The organism is Pseudorhizobium sp. NPDC055634 (genome assembly GCF_053618655.1).
Genome location: NZ_JBSHHW010000004.1, coordinates 81,357 through 97,110 on the forward strand (window position 1 = coordinate 81,357; position 15,754 = coordinate 97,110).

Annotated in this window: 17 protein-coding genes; 10 read left to right on the top strand and 7 right to left on the bottom strand. The window is 65.7% G+C overall.

Annotated elements, in window-relative coordinates; genetic code table 11:
- The first annotated feature begins 40 nt into the window (after positions 1-40).
- Positions 41-562, top strand: a complete 522-nt coding sequence (locus ACWGPT_RS07735) for an OsmC family protein (protein ID WP_452605024.1) — start codon at positions 41-43, stop codon at positions 560-562.
- 22 nt (positions 563-584) lie between these two features.
- On the opposite strand, the gene ACWGPT_RS07740 is transcribed toward ACWGPT_RS07735, so the two are convergent.
- Together ACWGPT_RS07740 and ACWGPT_RS07745 are read right to left on the bottom strand one after the other, a co-directional pair.
- The gene (locus ACWGPT_RS07740) at positions 585-923 is read right to left on the bottom strand and encodes a hypothetical protein (protein WP_452605025.1); all 339 of its coding nucleotides are present in this window, start codon (positions 921-923) and stop codon (positions 585-587) included.
- Between the two features lie 70 nt (positions 924-993).
- Positions 994-2,184, bottom strand: a complete 1,191-nt coding sequence (locus ACWGPT_RS07745; protein ID WP_452605332.1) for a hypothetical protein — start codon at positions 2,182-2,184, stop codon at positions 994-996.
- Between the two features lie 195 nt (positions 2,185-2,379).
- Here ACWGPT_RS07745 and parC point away from each other — a divergent pair, with 195 nt between their 5' ends.
- Complete coding sequence (parC, locus tag ACWGPT_RS07750; protein WP_452605026.1) at positions 2,380-4,638, top strand: DNA topoisomerase IV subunit A; 2,259 nt, start codon at positions 2,380-2,382, stop codon at positions 4,636-4,638.
- A gap of 20 nt (positions 4,639-4,658) precedes the next feature.
- On the opposite strand, the gene ACWGPT_RS07755 is transcribed toward parC, so the two are convergent.
- The 5 genes from ACWGPT_RS07755 to ACWGPT_RS07775 all read right to left on the bottom strand — a co-directional run bounded on the left by ACWGPT_RS07755 (position 4,659) and on the right by ACWGPT_RS07775 (position 8,449).
- Positions 4,659-5,543: a DMT family transporter gene (locus ACWGPT_RS07755; protein ID WP_452605027.1), complete on the bottom strand. Its 885-nt coding sequence runs from the start codon at positions 5,541-5,543 to the stop codon at positions 4,659-4,661.
- Positions 5,544-5,547: 4 nt separating this feature from the next.
- A complete protein-coding gene (locus tag ACWGPT_RS07760) occupies positions 5,548-6,306 on the bottom strand; it encodes an arginyltransferase (protein WP_452605028.1) in 759 nt (252 codons plus the stop codon).
- Between the two features lie 139 nt (positions 6,307-6,445).
- On the bottom strand, positions 6,446-6,904 hold the full coding sequence (locus ACWGPT_RS07765; protein WP_452605029.1) for an RDD family protein: 459 nt from the start codon (positions 6,902-6,904) through the stop codon (positions 6,446-6,448).
- A gap of 72 nt (positions 6,905-6,976) precedes the next feature.
- On the bottom strand, positions 6,977-7,987 hold the full coding sequence (gene hemB, locus ACWGPT_RS07770; protein WP_452605030.1) for a porphobilinogen synthase: 1,011 nt from the start codon (positions 7,985-7,987) through the stop codon (positions 6,977-6,979).
- A gap of 81 nt (positions 7,988-8,068) precedes the next feature.
- On the bottom strand, positions 8,069-8,449 hold the full coding sequence (locus ACWGPT_RS07775; RefSeq protein WP_452605031.1) for a cupin domain-containing protein: 381 nt from the start codon (positions 8,447-8,449) through the stop codon (positions 8,069-8,071).
- A 126-nt stretch (positions 8,450-8,575) separates the two neighbouring features.
- Between ACWGPT_RS07775 and ACWGPT_RS07780 the strand changes: the two genes are divergently transcribed.
- The 8 genes from ACWGPT_RS07780 to ACWGPT_RS07815 all read left to right on the top strand — a co-directional run bounded on the left by ACWGPT_RS07780 (position 8,576) and on the right by ACWGPT_RS07815 (position 15,609).
- Entirely contained in the window at positions 8,576-9,007 is a 432-nt protein-coding gene (locus ACWGPT_RS07780) for a DUF6163 family protein (protein WP_452605032.1), read from the top strand.
- A gap of 237 nt (positions 9,008-9,244) precedes the next feature.
- A complete protein-coding gene (gene ldtR / locus ACWGPT_RS07785) occupies positions 9,245-9,757 on the top strand; it encodes a transcriptional regulator LdtR (RefSeq protein ID WP_452605033.1) in 513 nt (170 codons plus the stop codon).
- Positions 9,758-10,055: 298 nt separating this feature from the next.
- On the top strand, positions 10,056-11,387 hold the full coding sequence (locus ACWGPT_RS07790; RefSeq protein WP_452605034.1) for a L,D-transpeptidase family protein: 1,332 nt from the start codon (positions 10,056-10,058) through the stop codon (positions 11,385-11,387).
- 213 nt (positions 11,388-11,600) lie between these two features.
- Positions 11,601-12,890 carry a serine hydroxymethyltransferase gene (glyA, locus tag ACWGPT_RS07795; RefSeq protein WP_452605035.1) on the top strand — a complete coding sequence of 430 codons (1,290 nt, stop codon included), beginning with the start codon at positions 11,601-11,603 and terminating at the stop codon, positions 12,888-12,890.
- A gap of 16 nt (positions 12,891-12,906) precedes the next feature.
- Complete coding sequence (gene nrdR, locus ACWGPT_RS07800) at positions 12,907-13,386, top strand: transcriptional regulator NrdR (RefSeq protein WP_452605036.1); 480 nt, start codon at positions 12,907-12,909, stop codon at positions 13,384-13,386.
- 4 nt (positions 13,387-13,390) lie between these two features.
- Positions 13,391-14,527: a bifunctional diaminohydroxyphosphoribosylaminopyrimidine deaminase/5-amino-6-(5-phosphoribosylamino)uracil reductase RibD gene (gene ribD / locus ACWGPT_RS07805; protein ID WP_452605037.1), complete on the top strand. Its 1,137-nt coding sequence runs from the start codon at positions 13,391-13,393 to the stop codon at positions 14,525-14,527.
- Positions 14,527-15,141: a riboflavin synthase gene (locus ACWGPT_RS07810; protein WP_452605038.1), complete on the top strand. Its 615-nt coding sequence runs from the start codon at positions 14,527-14,529 to the stop codon at positions 15,139-15,141. Before ribD ends, ACWGPT_RS07810 begins: the two co-directional genes overlap by 1 nt.
- A complete protein-coding gene (locus ACWGPT_RS07815; RefSeq protein ID WP_452605039.1) occupies positions 15,142-15,609 on the top strand; it encodes a group III truncated hemoglobin in 468 nt (155 codons plus the stop codon).
- The last annotated feature ends 145 nt before the right edge of the window (positions 15,610-15,754 follow it).

Below are 15,754 nucleotides of genomic sequence, written 5' to 3' on the forward strand. Positions count from 1 at the left end.
GCGCCTTGCGCCCGGTAACATCGATCGGGAGGAGGTTTTCATGGCCGTCTTCGGAGAGGCCGCGAGCACGGTCAGGGAAATCGTCTCGGTCCTGGACAAGCATCGCGACGCCGTTCGCGGGACGTATCGCGCGCGCTATGTCTACGATCCGGCGTCAGGCACCGCCTGCAGCGCACCTCGCTTAGAGCGTCCCGCGGGCCATCCCGACAATCCCGCGACGGTCATCGATCCCTTCGAACAGATATTCTGCGCCCTCGCCGTGTGCGCGGGCTCGGATTATCCCATGCTCGCGAAGGACGCCGGCATCGACCTGCGTTTCGTCGATTTCACGGCGGAAGGCCTGTTCGATCCGCGGGGTAAATTCATGGGGCTCGAAGGGCTCGAAGCCCCCGCCGATGCACGCCGCTGCTTCGTGTCCCTGCACCTGCGGGCCGAACTGAGATCATCCGCGCCCCGGTCGGAACTGGAAAAGCTCCACCGTCGCGTCATCTCCTACAACATGGTCCTCGGAACGCTGAGGAATGTCCCCGTGACGGACGAGCTCGTCGTCCGGCGGGGCTGAGGGGACGGGAAGGGGCCTTCGCTCAGGTCACGAACGGCATGATGTCGACGCCGTCGCCGGGAAATACGGTCAGGTGCGGATGGTCCTGGAACAGCCGCGCGGCGGCCTCGGCAGTCTCCGCCTCGACGACCAGATAGCCGCAGAACGGGTTCTGCGCTTCGGCGATCCCGTCCCGCGTCACCCGCGTCGTCCTGCCCACCATGCCGCCGCGGTCGAGGATGTGCGCGCCATTGCGCTCCTCCCACGCCATCCACTGCGGAATTCCCACGGCATCGATGGCATCCTGCTCGGCCTTCGGGAGGCGTCGAAACGCCGCCAGGTCCTCCGGCTTCATCGTGTAGACGGCGAGAAAACGAGGCATCTGCGCAATCTCCATCCTCTGTCGCGGCGACCGGCGCGGTAGCCCCGCCGGATCGCCGCCTGGCCGGCTTCTATTGCCGCTTGTTGGCTTCCACCGTCACGCCCAGCACGTCCGGCAGCGTGTTCGGCGCGCCCATGGCGGCGCCCATGATCATCGGGAAGGGAACCGGGTTCGCGGGTTCCGCCGAGATCGTCAGGTTGCCGGGGTTGTCGAGGTAGATGTTGACCGCCTCGCTCACCATGTTCTGCAGCTTAGGCACGTTGTACTGGGCCAGTACCATCGGCGTCATCGCCTTCAGCATCTGCGCCATGTCCTGGCCCGAAACGCCCTGTTCCTTGCCCGCATGGTCGAGTGCGCGGGCGGTGATCCCGGCATCCTGGAAACTGATTTCGGCGCTGTTGAAGGTCAGCCGCTGCATCAGGCCGAGCATCGCGAGGCTTGCGGCGTCCTGGCTCTCCTTGCTGGCATTGGCCTGCATCGCCGTAGAGGCGTCCTGGGCGGCGCGCACGAAGTCCATCGTATAGCCGGAAAAGCTCATCGCCATCGAAAGCTTGCCGACATTGGCAAAGTCGAAGACGAATTCCTCGAGGTCGACCACGCCGTCCTCGGCCTGCCAGCTTCCCGACATGCTCATCGTGCCCTCGATCGTCGTGAGCTCGAGCGACTGGAGCGCTTCGCGGGATTCTGCATCGTCGACCGATGCGAGATCCGCCTTGATGCCGTCGACCTCGAGCGCAAATCCGATGGCCGACCGGTCCTCGGCAATGTCGGTGGCGGTGTGGGACGAGGCGAAGGAAAACACCGTCTTGCCGTCCTCCGTCACGACCATCGGCCCGGTGGAGGCTTCCTCGTAGAGGAATATGGAGTCCAGGCTGTCGCCGGTCGCCGTGGCGGGCACGGTTATGCCGCTCATCGTCAGGTCGGAGATGGACACGGTCGTCTTGTCTTCCGTCGCGGTAACGTCGGGGAACGCGATGCTCTCGATCAGGTAGCCGCCATTGTCTTCCTCGACGCCTTCGAGGGTGATGTCGCCGATCTCGATTGCCGGCTCCGTTTCGACGGGCTTGTAGGTCGTCCCGCGGAGGATCACGGTGGATCCGCGCACGTCGATCGTCTGGACGACGAGCGGTGTGCCGGACATTCCCATGGCGGCATTCAGCTTCGCCACCAGGTCGGCGCCGTCGAGCGAGAAGGCCGGACCGGCCCCCAGTAGAAGCCCGGCGCCGGCCATCAGAACCCGCATCCTGCCCGCGAGAGACATCATCATTCCTCCTGTGGGCCGCGGCCCTGTTGTTCCGGTCCGCCACTTATACGAGGCGGCGGAAAAACGTCCACGCTTTTGTTGGTCGCCGCCATCCGGCCGGGAGACCGGAAGGGGCGACGCCCGTTGCGTCATCCACAGGCGCATGCCCTGATTTTCTTGCCGGGAATCAGGCTTTCCGCTAGTCAAGGCCGCATGGGACAAAATCTTACACCGCCGTCCGACGGCGAGGGCGGCGATCACATCCTTCCGGTCGACCTGAAGGCGGCGCTTGAAGAGCGCTATCTCGCCTATGCCTTGTCGACGATCATGCATCGCGCGCTTCCGGACGTCCGTGACGGCCTGAAGCCGGTACACCGCCGCATCATCCACGCCATGAGCGAAATGGGCATCCGTCCCAATTCGGCATTCAAGAAGTGCGCCCGCATCGTCGGCGACGTGATTGGTAAGTTCCACCCGCACGGCGACCAGTCCGTCTATGACGCGCTGGTGCGGCTGGCGCAGGATTTCTCGCAGCGCTATCCGGTCGTCGACGGGCAGGGCAACTTCGGCAATATCGACGGCGACAGCGCGGCCGCCTACCGGTACACCGAAGCGCGCATGACGGATGTCGCGGCGCTCCTCCTCGAAGGCATCGACCAGGACGCCGTCGATTTCCGCCCGACCTATAACGAGGAGGACGAGGAGCCGATCGTCCTTCCGGCCGCCTTCCCGAACCTTCTCGCCAACGGTGCATCCGGCATCGCGGTGGGCATGGCGACCTCCATCCCGCCGCACAACGTCCACGAACTCTGCGACGCGGCGCTCCATCTGATCAAGCATCCGGACGCCTCGATCGAGAAGCTCGTCGAGTTCATCCCCGGACCGGACATGCCGACCGGCGGCATCATCATCGACAGTCGCGAGTCCATCATCGAGTCCTACAGGACCGGGCGCGGCGGCTTCCGCGTGCGCGCCAAGTGGGAGACCGAGGACCTCGGCCGCGGCGGCTACCAGATCATCGTCACCGAGATCCCCTATCAGGTGCAGAAGTCGCGGCTGATCGAGAAGATCGCCGAACTGCTCATCGCCCGCAAGCTGCCGCTCCTGGAAGATGTCCGGGACGAGTCCGCCGAGGACGTCCGCATCGTGCTCGTGCCGAAGAGCCGAACGGTCGATGCGACGCTGCTGATGGAATCGCTGTTCCGGCTGACCGACCTCGAAAACCGCTTCCCGCTCAACATGAACGTCCTGTCCATGGGCAAGGTGCCGCGGGTCATGGCGATCAACGAGGTCCTGCTCGAGTGGCTCGATCACCGCAAGACGGTCCTGATCCGGCGCTCGAAGTTCCGCCTGGCCGCCATAGACCGGCGGCTGGAGATACTCGGCGGCCTGCTGATCGCCTATCTCAACCTCGACGAGGTGATCCGCATCATCCGCGAGGAAGACGAGCCGAAGCCGGTGATGATCGCCAAGTGGGATCTCACCGACATCCAGGCCGAAGCCATCCTCAACATGCGGCTGCGCAACCTGCGCAAGCTCGAGGAATTCGAGATCCGCAAGGAATTCGATGAACTCACCGCCGAGAAGGCGGAGATCGAGGCGTTGCTCGCCTCCGACGAGAAACTCTGGCAGGCGGTCTCCTGGGAAGTCCAGGAGGTCAAGAAGAAGTTCGCCAAGGCAACCGAGCTCGGCCGCCGCCGCACGCAGTTCGCCGAGGCGCCGGACGCCGACGTCGAGGCGATCCAGCAGGCCATGATCGAGAAGGAGCCGGTCACTGTCGTCATCTCGCAGAAGGGCTGGATCCGCGCGCTGAAGGGGCATATCGCCGACACCTCGTCGCTGACCTTCAAGGAAGGCGACGCGCTCAAGCTCGCCTTCCCGGCGCAGACGACCGACAAGCTGCTGCTGGTGACGACCGGCGGCAAGGCCTATACGCTTGGCGCCGACAAGCTGCCTGGCGGCCGCGGCCATGGCGAACCGGTCCGCATCATGGTGGACATGGAAAACGACCAGGACATCCTGACCGCCTTCGTCCACGATCCGTCGCGCAAGCTGATCCTCGCCTCCACCGCCGGCAACGGCTTCGTGGTCGCCGAAAGCGAGATGGTCGCCAACACCCGCAAGGGCAAGCAGATCATGAATGTCGGCATGCCCGACGAGGCGAAGCTCGTCGTGCCGGTCGTCGGCGATCACGTCGCGGTGGTCGGCGAGAACCGCAAGATGCTGGTCTTCCCGCTGGTGCAGCTGCCGGAGATGACGCGCGGCAAGGGCGTCCGCCTGCAGCGCTACAAGGACGGCGGCATTTCGGATGTGAAGTGCTTCGCGATCGAGCAGGGGCTCACCTGGGAGGATTCCGCCGGCCGCGTCTTCACCAAGACTCGGGAGGAACTGGTGGAATGGCTCGGCGACCGCGCCTCCGCCGGCCGTCTCGTTCCGAAAGGCTTCCCGCGCAGCGGCAGGTTCTCGGGCTGATCAGGGGTAGGGCGCGGCCGTCACTCGGCGGCCGCGAGCGCGGGCCTTTCCCGCCGCCGCATCTGCCAGGCCGAATGCGCCACCAGCGCGAAAACGAGGATCGCGCCGCCGGCAAGCGCCTGCGTTGCGGGCACTTCCGAAAAGACGATCCACACCCAGACCGGCGCGAGGATCGTTTCCAGCAGGTAGAACATGCCGACTTCCGGGCCGCTCAGATAGCGGGGGCCGGTGGCGAGGCACCAGAAGGCGAGGGGGAGCATCACCGCGCCGTCGAAGATCACCCAGGCGGGTTCGGCCACCGAAAAACCCTGCTGCGCCACGAAGCCGAAGCCGACCAGCGCCGGGAGGATGGTGGCGGCGAGCGCCACGAAGCCCATGTCCTTGCCGCTCTTGCGACCGATCGTGATGGCGGCTGCGAGGAGCGCGGAGGTGACGAGCGCCAGCCCGTCGCCGAGAAGGCCTCCCGCCTCGAGCCCGCCTGCGACGATCAGCGCGACGCCGCAAACCATTGCCGCCATGGTCAGGACCGTCGAGAACGACGGCACTTCCTTCAGCGCCAGCCAGCCGAACAGTGCCGCGAACATCGGGGTGAAGGCGACGATGAAGACGACATTGGCGGTCGCGGTGTTGAAGACCGCGCCGAGGAAGGTCATCGTCGAGACGCCGTAGCAAAGCCCCGCCAGGAGCCCCGCACGCCCCGGCACCAGCACGGGCGCCCGCTTCGTCAGCACCCGCAGCAGCAGCCACAGGACCATGGCGGCGGCGAAGGTCGTCGCGCTGCGCAGCGCGATGACCGACCATGCCTCGCCCTGGCCGAGCTTCACGAGCGGCACGTCGAAGGAAAGCGCCAGCCCGCCGATGGTGGTGAGCGCGAGGCCCTTCTTGTGATCATTCATGGAGAGCATGCCTTCAGGTGTCGGAGGCCGGATCGAAACGTTCCCAGCCCCGCGGGGTCAGGTGCTCCTGCGGCTGGAAGCGGGTCTTGTAGCCCATCTTGCTCGAGCCCTTCACCCAGTAGCCGAGATAGACATGCGGCAGTCCGAGCGCCTGCGTGCGGCTGATGTGATCGAGGATCATGAACGTGCCGAGCGAGCGCTTCGCAAGCTGGGTGTTGAAGAAGGAATAGACCATCGACAGGCCGTCGCTCATCGTGTCGGTGAGCGCGACCGCAAGCAGTTCGCCCTTGCGCTCCCCGATCAGCGTCCCCGGCTCGCGCCTGCGGTACTCGATGATGCGGGTGTTCACATGCGTGTCCTCGACCATGATCGCATAGTCGAGCGCCGACATGTCCGACATGCCGCCCCGTTGGTGGCGGTCGTCGAGATAGCGGCGGAAGAGCGAGAACTGCTCGGTGGAGGGCTGTGTCGGAAGAAGCGTCGAGACGACGTCGGAATTGGCGGCCAGCACCCGGCGCATGGTGCGGCCCGGCTGGAACTCCTCGGCGAGGATGCGGACCGAAACGCAGGCCCTGCAGGTCTCGCAGGCGGGCCGGTAGGCGATGTTCTGGGAACGCCGGAAGCCGCCCTGGGTTAGGAGGTCGTTCATCTCCGCCGCGCGCGGCCCGACGAGGTGCGTGAACACCTTGCGCTCCATCTGGCCCGGCAGGTAGGGACAGGTCGCCGGGGCTGTCAGGTAGAACTGCGGGGAGGGCGTGGTCTGAGTATTCATCGCGGCGCGATTGGTTCCGTCCTGGCTTCCCGATGATGCCGTAACAGCCATACCATGGCGCAGATTGGCAAAACGTCAACAGGACCCGCGGCAGTTGTCGTGGTCGGCCGTGGATAAGCCGCGGCTGACCGGCTCGTCGTCAGTCCGTGCGGACGACGACGGTGCCGAGCAGCATGTCGTGGACGAGCCGCGAGCGGTCGGTGAACAGGCCGGCAAGCAGGATGAGCGGCGTCAGCACCGAGTTGATGATCCAGAACAGCACCGTGTGGACCATGGCCGTCAGGAAATCGATCCGCCGGCCGTCGAGCCGCATCATGGCGATGCCGAGCGCCCGCATGCCGAGCGTCGCCTGGCTCGGCCCGCCGAGCGTCACGCCGAAATAGAGGAGCGCCACGATGACGAACAGCGCAGGATAGAGGAAGAAGCCGAGGCCGAGCGTGATGATGCCGAGGAAGAAGACCACGACCGCGGCGGGGATGCACAGCAGGAGCACGATCGTATAGTCGATGACGAAGGCGAAGGCGCGCCGCGTCAGCACGCCGCTATAGGCGCGCCAGTCGTCCGGCACGATATAGGTCGGGTTCGGGTCGAGGCTCATCGGCTTTTGTCTCCGGTTGCACGAGGAAGCATATGGGAGGTCATGGCCTCCGCTGCAAGCGAAGGCGATGCGTCACCCCTTCGCAAGCTTCCGCGCCACCTCCAGCGAGAAATAGCTGAGAATGCCGTCGCAGCCGGCGCGCTTGAAGCAGAGAAGGGTCTCCATCATGATCCGCTCGCCGTCGATCCAGCCGTTCATCGCCGCGGCCTTGATCTGCGTGTATTCGCCGGAGACCTGGTAGGCGAAGGTCGGCATTCCGAAGGCTTCCTTGAGACGCCAGCAGATGTCGAGATAGGGCAGGCCGGGCTTGACCATCAGCATGTCGGCGCCTTCCTCGACGTCGAGCGCCGCGTCGCGCAGCGCCTCGGTGCCGTTGGCCGGGCTGATGTAATAGCTGTTCTTGTCGCCTTTCAGCAGCCCGCCGGTATTGATCGCCTCGCGATAGGGCCCGTAGAAGCCGGAGGAAAACTTCGTGGCATAGGACATGATGCCCACGTCCTGGTGGCCTGCGGCATCCAGCCCGCGGCGGATGGCGCCGATCCGGCCGTCCATCATGTCCGAAGGCGCGATGATGTCGGCCCCGGCATCCGCCTGCATCACGGCCGCGCGCACGATCTGGTCCACCGTCTCGTCGTTGACGATGATGCCGTCGCGCAGGATGCCGTCGTGGCCGTGGCTGGTGAACGGGTCGAGCGCGACGTCGGTGATGATGCCGATGTTCGGCACCGCCTTCTTGATCGCCGCCGTCGCCCGGTTGATGAGGTTGTCCGCCGAAAGGCTCTGCGAGCCCGTCTCGTCGCGCAGTTCCATCTCGATGTCGGGGAAGGTAGCGATGGCGGGGATGCCGAGATCGGCCGCTTCCCTGACCGCCTCCACCGCCTTGTCGATGCTCATCCGGTTGACGCCCGGCATGGCGGCGATCGGATCGACGATCCCGGTGCCCGGCACGAGAAAGATCGGCCAGATCAGGTCGTCGACCGTCAGCCGGTTCTCCTGCACCATCCGACGCGTCCAGTCGGCGCGTCGGTTGCGCCGCATGCGGCGGTGGCTGGTGATCTCGTCGACGAGATGCGTCTTGTCCATGGCAGGCTTCCATTCATCAGCAGTTGCGGCGCTCAATAGCACGCGGGATCCTGATTATGAATGGGCGAGTTGGTGGCGGTCCTATATCCAGAGATCGTTCTGGGCGGTGCGCTCGCCGCCTTCGCGGCCCGTGTTCAACGTGCCTCGCGGCTCGATCAGCATCATCTGCACCTCCTTCTCCGCAAACGGCTTATGCTCCACGCCCTTCGGGACCACGAACATCTCGCCCGGCCCGATGGTGACGGACCCGTCGCGGAAGTCGATACGCAGGTTTCCCGCCAGGACGATGAAGGTCTCGTCCGTCTCCGGGTGATCGTGCCAGATGAAATCGCCCTCGATGCGGACGAGCTTGAACTGATAGTCGTTCATTTCCGCGATCACGCGGGGCTGCCAGTGATCGCGGATCTGATTGAGCTTGCTGGCCAGGTTGATGGCCGTGCGGGGAAAGACGGGCTTTTCCATGTGGTCTCCTTGACGCTGCCGCGGGAGACTACGCCGTTGCCGCAGTCCCTTCTTGAACGATCGTGCAGCCTCCGGCCATCGATGCCTTCTCTGGCACACCCCGCCCGCGCCGGGTAAGGTGCCGGCATGGAACCTGATTCACCCAACGTGCCGAGGCGGACGCTGACGCAGACCCTGTTCGTGCTGTTTCTGCGCGTCGTCGCCATCACCTGCTTCTGGTTCGGCCTGCAATACTGGGCCATGCTGGTGGGCTATACGCTCGGCGGTCGCGGACGCTTCGACCTCCTCTCGCTCCCATGGCAGGTCGCGGCGCCGAGCCTTGCAGTGCTCTTCCCCGTCGCCTCGCTCGGGCTCTGGCTGACCGTGTCCTGGGGCCCGGTCCTCTACGCGCTCGCCGCGCTCATCCAGTTCCTAATGTACAATCTGTGGGCCGATGTCTTCGGGGCGAACGTCTTCGTCCTGCTTTTCCATGCCCTCGTCGTGGCCGTCTATGTGCTTTTCCGCATCGTTTTCTGGCTGGAAGATCGCCGCAGGGCCGAGCAGGTAACCACCCGTTAACCCTCGCTCGAAAGCTTTCGGGCCCGCGAGTTTAATGATTTTTCGCGCTAACGCGTTGATTTATATAAGAGGAATTTCCCTCCGCCCGGCGCTGCCTTCCATTCGTCGCAATCGTCGAAGCCGGGGTAAGTGCTTGTTAAGGATATGTTTTAAGTCGAATTTTATGGGCATTCGATAGTCTCACTCACAAGGCGGGAAGAAACAAACACCGCCAAACAAAACAGTGAGGCAGAGAAGATGAACACGAAGCTGAAGCCGCAGGCAGCCGCCGCTGTCGAAACCCGCGAAGATGCAATCCGCTCGCTCTACCTGGAGTCCCTCCATCTGGTCGAGCGTCTCCACCGCCGCCTTCTGGACGTCATCAAGGACGAGTTCGACCGCCAGGGTCGCGACGACATCAATGCCGTCCAGGCGCTTCTGCTCTTCAACATCGGCAACTCGGAACTGTCGGCCGGCGAACTCCGCTCGCGGGGCTACTACCTCGGCTCGAACGTCTCCTACAACGTCAAGAAGCTGGTCGACCTCGGCTTCATCAACCACCAGCGCTCGCGCATCGACCGCCGCTCGGTCCGCATCAGCCTGACCGAGAACGGCCAGGAGATCGCCGAGACCGTCGCCCGGCTCTACGAGCGCCATATCGGCTCGATCGAGAAGGTCGGCGGCATCGGCGAGGGCGAGTTCGCGCAGATGAACAAGCTCCTGCAGCGCCTCGACCGCTTCTGGAACGACACGATCGCCTACCGCCTTTAATCCGCGACATCCTCCAGTCGCATCAGGACCGGACGCGTTCCCTGCGCGGCCGGTCTTTGCGTTGCCCGAAAACCACATCCGGACGCCGCGGCCCCGCGTCACGTCATTGTCATCCGCGTCCGGGCCGGGGCCGGCCTCCGGGACACGAATTGGCCATATTGCCGTGTGATCCGCGCAGATGGGTCGCTGGGACTTGGAATCACCCTCTGGTGCCGTCGCCGGCCGCGCAATTTGCGCCTTTGTTAACCATGTCCCGCTAGGGCTGGCCACGATGCCGCGGGAATAGACGGGTAGGATAATGTCGAAGAAAAACGGATCGGAACAAGTTTCTCGCCGGATGCTGCTGCGTTCGGCTGCCACCTTCGGCGCAGCCGCGCTTGCCGCGCCGGCACTCGCCCAGACGGCGATCGACAGCCTGATCGCGGCGCCGCGCCGCGGCACCTGGGACGACCAGTTCGACGCCAAGGGAAGTTCCCGCACGGTCGCCGCCGTCGCCACCAACAATCCGGTTCTCGGTCCGCATGCGCCGGTGAACATCCAGCAGGCGATCATGAACTACCAGATGATCGTCGCCAACGGCGGCTGGCCGCAGATCAGCCCGGCCCAGACGCTGCGGCTCGGCGTGGTTGACCCCTCCGTTTCCCAGGTTCGCCAGCGCCTGATGATCTCCGGCGACCTGCCGCAGTCCGCCGGCATGTCGGCGGCATTCGATTCCTATGTCGACGGCGCCGTGAAGCGCTTCCAGGCCCGCCACGGCCTGCCGGCCGACGGCGTCATGGGCGAGTTCACGGTGAAGGCGATGAACGTCTCCGCCGCAACCCGTCTCCACCAGCTCGAGACCAATCTCGTGCGCCTGCAGTCCATGTCGGGCGATCTCGGTCGCCGCTATGTCATGGTCAACATTCCGGCCGCCTATATCGAGGCCGTCGAGAACGGCCGCGTTGCCCTCCGCAACACCGCCGTCGTCGGCAAGATCGACCGGCCGACCCACGTCATCAACTCGAAGATCTACGAAGTCATCCTCAATCCCTACTGGACGGCGCCGCGCTCGATCATCGAGAAGGACATCGTGCCGCTGATGCGCAAGGACCCGACCTACCTGACGCGCAACAACATCCGCCTCTTCGACGGCAACGGCAACGAGGTTGCGCCGGAGACGGTCGACTGGAACGCGGCCAAGGCGCCGAACCTGATGTTCCGGCAGGATCCCGGCAAGATCAACGCCATGTCCTCGACGAAGATCAACTTCCACAATCCGCACAACGAATACATGCACGACACGCCCCAGCAGGGCCTGTTCAACAAGCTGATGCGCTTTGAATCCTCCGGCTGCATTCGCGCCCAGAACGTCCGCGACCTCTCCAACTGGCTGCTTCGGGAAACACCCGGCTGGGATCGCCAGAACATGGAGCGGGTGATCGCAAGCCGCGTCAACACGCCGATCAGGCTCGCGGAAGAAGTGCCGATCTACATCGTCTACATCAGTGCTTGGTCCGCCGCCGACGGCGTCGTCCAGTTCCGCGACGACATCTACCAGATGGACGGTGCGACCGAACTGGCGCTGCAGACGACCACCGGGGTCGAGCAGTCGGCCGGCCCGATCAGCGAAGAGGACTTCCTGCCGCAGTAAGAACCTGCGCGCCCTGGACCTTCCCGAAAGCCGCGGCCGGTTGCCGCGGCTTTTCGCGTTCCGGGGGCTGGGACCTGGGGGCTGGGGGAACCGAGGGGAACCTGGGAGGACCTGGGGGAGGGCGTGCAAATCGCGCGCACCGTATTGCCCAACAGAAGCCCACCCGCTAAGACGCGGGCCATACGCATCCTGATCTCCTGAGGAGCCCCGACCATGTCGAACACCGACGCTTTCTTCTCCCGCCCGCTCGCCGAATCCGATCCGGAAATCTTTGGCGCGATCGAGAAGGAGCTCGGTCGCCAGCGCCATGAGATCGAGCTGATCGCCTCGGAGAACATCGTCTCCCGCGCCGTGCTCGAGGCGCAGGGGTCGATCATGACCAACAAATATGCCGAAGGCTACCCGGGCAAGCGCTATTACGGCGGCTGCCAGTTCGTCGACATCGCCGAGGAACTGGCGATCGAGCGCGCCAAGAAGCTCTTCGGCGTCAACTTCGCCAACGTCCAGCCGAATTCCGGTTCGCAGATGAACCAGGCGGTCTTCCTGGCGCTTCTCCAGCCCGGCGACACCTTCATGGGCCTCGACCTCAACTCGGGCGGACACCTGACCCACGGCTCGCCGGTCAACATGTCCGGCAAGTGGTTCAACGTCGTCTCCTACGGCGTGCGCGAGGACGACAACCTCCTCGACATGGATGACGTCGCCGCCAAGGCCCGCGAGCACAAGCCCAAGCTGATCATCGCCGGCGGCACGGCCTATTCCCGCATCTGGGACTGGAAGCGTTTCCGCGAGATCGCCGACGAGGTGGGCGCCTATCTCATGGTCGACATGGCCCATATCGCCGGCCTGGTCGCCGGCGGCCAGCACCCGTCGCCGTTCCCGCATTGCCATGTCGCAACCACCACCACCCACAAGTCGCTGCGCGGTCCGCGAGGCGGCGTCATCCTCACCAATGACGAGGACCTGGCGAAGAAGTTCAACTCGGCCGTCTTCCCCGGCCTGCAGGGCGGCCCGCTGATGCACATCATCGCCGCCAAGGCGGTCGCCTTTGGCGAGGCGCTGCAGCCGTCGTTCAAGGACTACGCCGCGCAGATCGTCAGGAATGCCAAGACGCTTGCCGATACCCTGAAGGCCGGCGGCCTCGACATCGTCTCCGGCGGCACCGACAACCACCTCATGCTGGTCGACCTTCGCAAGAAGAACGCCACCGGCAAGCGGGCGGAAGCGGCGCTCGGCCGCGGCTACATCACCTGCAACAAGAACGGCATCCCCTTCGATCCGGAAAAGCCCTTCGTCACCTCCGGCATCCGTCTCGGCACGCCCGCCGGCACGACGCGCGGCTTCCGGGAGGCCGAGTTCGTCGAGATCGGCAACCTCATCGTCGAGGTCCTCGATGGCCTGAAGGCGGCCAATTCCGACGAGGGCAATGCCGCCGTCGAGGCTGCTGTGCGCGAAAAGGTCGTGGCGCTCACCGGCCGCTTCCCGATGTACCCCTACATGTGAAACTGAAGGAGCCGGAATGCGCTGCCCCTATTGCGGTTCTGAGGATACCCAGGTCAAGGATTCGCGTCCGGCGGAGGACAATACCTCCATCCGCCGGCGGCGCATCTGCCCCGATTGCGGCGGACGCTTCACCACCTTCGAGCGCGTGCAGCTACGCGAGCTGACGGTCCTCAAAAAGACCGGCCGCAAGGTGCCCTTCGACCGCGACAAGCTGGTGCGCTCCTTCCAGATCGCGCTGCGCAAGCGGCCGGTCGACGGCGACCGCATCGAGCGCGCGGTCTCCGGCATCGTCCGGCGGCTGGAAAGCTCCGGCGAGACGGAGATTTCCTCCGAGCAGATCGGCCTGCAGGTGCTCGAGGCTTTGAAGAGCCTCGACGACGTCGCCTTCGTCCGCTACGCCTCCGTCTACCGCGACTTCTCCCATGCGGAGGATTTCGAGAAGGTGATCGAGGAGATCAACGCCAAGATCGCCCGCGATCCCGGCCTAGAGCCCTGATCCCGTGAGCGCGACGCCGCAAGACAGGCGATACATGTCGGCGGCCATGCGGCTGTCGCGCTGGCACACGGGCCTGACCGCCACCAATCCTTCCGTCGCTGCCCTGGTCGTCAGGGACGGTGCGATCGTCGGCGCCGCCGTCACCGCTCCGGGCGGCCGCCCGCATGCGGAAACCCAGGCGCTTTCCATGGCCGGCGGGAAGGCGAGGGGGGCGACCCTCTACGTCACGCTCGAGCCCTGCTCCCATCACGGTAAGACCCCGCCCTGCGCCGACGCGATCACCGCGGCCGGGATTGCCCGCGTCGTCGTCTCGCTCACCGATCCCGATCCGCGCGTGTCCGGCCGCGGCCTCGCCATCCTGCGCGATGCCGGCATCGCGGTCGAAAGCGGCGTGCTGGAGGAAGAGGGGCGCCGCGTGCTCGGCGCCTATCTGATGCGCCAGACGCGCGGCCGCCCGCAGGTGACGCTCAAGCTCGCGGTATCGGCCGATGGCATGATCGGTCGCAGGGACCATGCCCCGGGCGAGGGCCAGGTCGCCATCACCGGTCCGGTCGCCCGTGCCCAGGTTCATGTGCTGCGCGCCGAGATGGACGCCATCCTCGTCGGCATCGGCACGGCTCTCGCCGACAACCCCGAACTCACCTGCCGCGCCCCGGGGCTCGAAGCCCGCTCGCCGCTCCGCATCGTGCTCGACCGCCGCCTCGACCTGCCGCCGGCATCGAAGCTCGTGCGCTCGGCCCGCGACGTGCCGGTGATCGCGGCCTCGATCGGCGACGCATTCGAAACGCCCGAGACGCCCGAAACGCGCGAGCCACCCGGGTCCGGACGGGCAGCCCGGCGCCGGGCGCTGGCCGATGCGGGAGTCGAGATCCTCGAAACCGGCTCGCTCGCGACGCTCCTCTCCTCGCTCGCCGCCCGCGGCGTCTCCTCCCTGCTGGTCGAGGGCGGCGCCGGCGTGGCCAGGAGCTTCCTGGATCAGGGTCTCGTCGACCGCATCCTCCTCTTCGAGGGCACGACGACCGTGGGCGCGTCAGGGCTTGCATCGCCGCTCACGCGTGCCGATATGCCGGCTGGCTTCCGGCTCCTGCGCGAGGAGGCCTTCGGCCCCGACCGCCTTACAGAATACGAAAGGTTTTCCTGATGTTCACGGGTATCGTCACCGATGTCGGCACGGTTTCCGGCGTCACGCCGATGGACGAGGGCGTGCGCCTGCGCGTCGCCACCGCCTACGACCCGAAGACCATCGACATCGGCGCCTCCATCGCCCATTCCGGCGTCTGCCTGACGGTCACCCGCCTGCCCGAAGAAGGCGAGAACGCCCGCTGGTTCGAGGTCGAGGCATGGGAGGAGGCGCTGCGCCTCACCACCATCGCCGGCTGGCGCGAAGGCACGCGGATCAACCTCGAGCGGGCGCTGAAGATCGGCGACGAACTCGGCGGCCACATCGTTTCCGGCCATGTCGACGGCAAGGCGGAAATCCTCTCCATCGCGCCGGAAGGCGAGGCGGTCCGCATCCGGCTGCGTGCACCGCAGGCGCTCGCCCGCTTCGTGGCGCCGAAGGGCTCGGTCGCGCTCGACGGCACCTCGCTCACCGTCAACGCCGTCGACGGCTCCGATTTCGACGTCCTCCTCATCCGCCATACGCTCGCCGTCACCACCTGGGGTGATCGCAAGGCCGGCGATTTCGTCAACTTCGAGGTCGATACCATGGCCCGCTACGCCGCTCGGCTGGCGGAGTTTCCGGCAGGGGCGTGAATGCATCCCGATCTCAACGCAAGGGCGGCCCGCACCGCCGAGATCCGCGAGCGCGCGGCGGCCGAGATGAAGGCGATCGGCGTCGACGAGGCCTTCATCTCGGATCTCGTGGAGACCTTCTACGCGCGGGTGCTTGCCCATCCGACCCTCGGCCCCGTCTTCGACGCCCGGCTTGCCGGTCGCTGGCCTGAGCACATGGCGAAGATGAAGGCCTTCTGGTCCTCGGTCGCGTTTCGCACCGGCGCCTATGGCGGCAAGCCGGTCCAGGCGCATCTGGGCGTCGCCGACATGACGCCCGACCTCTTCCCGCAATGGCTCGCGCTCTTTTCCGCCACGCTCGACGAGATGGCGCCGGGCGAGGAGGCGAAGGCCTGGTTCATGGCGACCGCCGAGCGCATCGCCCGCAGCCTGACGCTCTCGCTCTTCTACAATCCCGCCCTGGACGATCCGGCCGCCGGCGCTCGCTGAGGCGGTTTCCCGGCGCGGCGCCTTGCTTGACTTCCTTCCGGATCGGGCCCATGTTCAGGCCATGTTGACCGAACGCCTCCATTCCAGCCTCAAGCGGGTGTGCCTCATCGCAGGCATCTGACCCCCGGCTCGGTCGCGTCGCGCC

Coding starts and splice junctions, on each gene's coding strand:
- ACWGPT_RS07735 (WP_452605024.1), top strand. CDS start 41: ATGGCCGTCTTCGGAGAGGCCGCGAGCACGGTCAGGGAAATCGTCTCG.
- ACWGPT_RS07810 (WP_452605038.1), top strand. CDS start 14,527: ATGTTCACGGGTATCGTCACCGATGTCGGCACGGTTTCCGGCGTCACG.
- ACWGPT_RS07815 (WP_452605039.1), top strand. CDS start 15,142: ATGCATCCCGATCTCAACGCAAGGGCGGCCCGCACCGCCGAGATCCGC.
- ACWGPT_RS07740 (WP_452605025.1), bottom strand. CDS start 923: ATGCCTCGTTTTCTCGCCGTCTACACGATGAAGCCGGAGGACCTGGCG.
- ACWGPT_RS07780 (WP_452605032.1), top strand. CDS start 8,576: ATGGAACCTGATTCACCCAACGTGCCGAGGCGGACGCTGACGCAGACC.
- ACWGPT_RS07760 (WP_452605028.1), bottom strand. CDS start 6,306: ATGAATACTCAGACCACGCCCTCCCCGCAGTTCTACCTGACAGCCCCG.
- ACWGPT_RS07755 (WP_452605027.1), bottom strand. CDS start 5,543: ATGCTCTCCATGAATGATCACAAGAAGGGCCTCGCGCTCACCACCATC.
- ACWGPT_RS07765 (WP_452605029.1), bottom strand. CDS start 6,904: ATGAGCCTCGACCCGAACCCGACCTATATCGTGCCGGACGACTGGCGC.
- ACWGPT_RS07790 (WP_452605034.1), top strand. CDS start 10,056: ATGTCGAAGAAAAACGGATCGGAACAAGTTTCTCGCCGGATGCTGCTG.
- hemB (WP_452605030.1), bottom strand. CDS start 7,987: ATGGACAAGACGCATCTCGTCGACGAGATCACCAGCCACCGCCGCATG.
- nrdR (WP_452605036.1), top strand. CDS start 12,907: ATGCGCTGCCCCTATTGCGGTTCTGAGGATACCCAGGTCAAGGATTCG.
- ACWGPT_RS07745 (WP_452605332.1), bottom strand. CDS start 2,184: ATGTCTCTCGCGGGCAGGATGCGGGTTCTGATGGCCGGCGCCGGGCTT.
- parC (WP_452605026.1), top strand. CDS start 2,380: ATGGGACAAAATCTTACACCGCCGTCCGACGGCGAGGGCGGCGATCAC.
- glyA (WP_452605035.1), top strand. CDS start 11,601: ATGTCGAACACCGACGCTTTCTTCTCCCGCCCGCTCGCCGAATCCGAT.
- ldtR (WP_452605033.1), top strand. CDS start 9,245: ATGAACACGAAGCTGAAGCCGCAGGCAGCCGCCGCTGTCGAAACCCGC.
- ACWGPT_RS07775 (WP_452605031.1), bottom strand. CDS start 8,449: ATGGAAAAGCCCGTCTTTCCCCGCACGGCCATCAACCTGGCCAGCAAG.